This window comes from Vibrio sp. Vb0888, assembly GCF_033338835.1.
Classification (GTDB): domain Bacteria; phylum Pseudomonadota; class Gammaproteobacteria; order Enterobacterales; family Vibrionaceae; genus Vibrio; species Vibrio alginolyticus.
Genome location: NZ_JAWOTL010000329.1, coordinates 1 through 1,046, shown reverse-complemented (window position 1 = coordinate 1,046; position 1,046 = coordinate 1). Strand labels below are relative to the sequence as shown.

General features: G+C 47.1%; 1 protein-coding gene. It reads right to left on the bottom strand.

Annotated features, from left to right (window positions below):
- The coding region (locus tag R7P72_RS26020) for an SLC13 family permease (RefSeq protein ID WP_318111139.1) at nt 1–951 on the bottom strand (951 nt) is incomplete at its 3' end.
- Nucleotides 952–1,046: the final 95 nt, after the last annotated feature.

Below are 1,046 nucleotides of genomic sequence, written 5' to 3'. Positions count from 1 at the left end.
CATGATGCCCGTTAAGGTAAAGACTGCCAGAGGAATAATCGCGACGACGTACGTATTCATGCCATGAGCTTTGGTGGTCATCCACAAGACGATGGTGAGGGCGAAGGTCACGTAAACCACCATTGCGCGCCAGCTCTTTTTGAAAGTGCCATCCAACTTGAGTTTCATTTCTGGCTCGCTCGATGGGAACAGCTTTTGCAGTAAGAACCAAGCGATGGTCAATTGCACTAAGACAAAAGGTAAGCCCATCATCATCCATGAGAGGAAGTCGATGGTGTTTTCTCCAGTGAGATATTGCAGTGCGATGGCGTTCGGTGGCGTACCTATTGGCGTAGCAATACCACCCGTATTGGCGGCTATTGGAATACACAAAACCAGTGCTTTAATGCCTAAGTCACCTTTCGGTGCCGACGCCACAATAGGGCCAAGTAGCGCTAACATCATGACCGTTGTTGCGGTATTGGACATGAACATGGAAAACACCGCGGTGATCAACATCAGCCCGAGCATGATGAATTTAGGCTGGTTGCCAAACGGTTTAAGCAACACGCGAGCGAGGTTGTTGTCGAGCTCATACTTAGAGGCGGCAATCGCTAATGCGAAGCCGCCCATAAAAAGAATAATGATTGGTGACGAAAAGGCAGAGAAGATATCAGTGTAGTTGATCAGCTCACCAAGATCGTGCCCTGGTGGTGGATTGCGAAACAGATGCAAGCCTTTGTCGGAAATCATGATCAGTTCGAGAGCGATAATAAGAATGGACGTAGCAAAAACGGGAACCGGCTCAAGAACCCAAAGTAGGGCAGCAAGAAGAAAAATAGCCAACAGGCGATGCTGAATTAAAGTGAGATCATCAATGGGAATAGCATCAATCGGCATCATCAAAACACCGAGCGGAATTAAAAAACACACCAGCAATTTAGCCAGTGTGCTGACATTCATCTTTGGCATTGGTAGCCCCTCTAAATATTCATCCTAAGCGCAGGATAAATGATTGTGGATTGAGGGTCTTAGAGGCAGGTATGAGTTTGGAGAAGAGAGTCTAA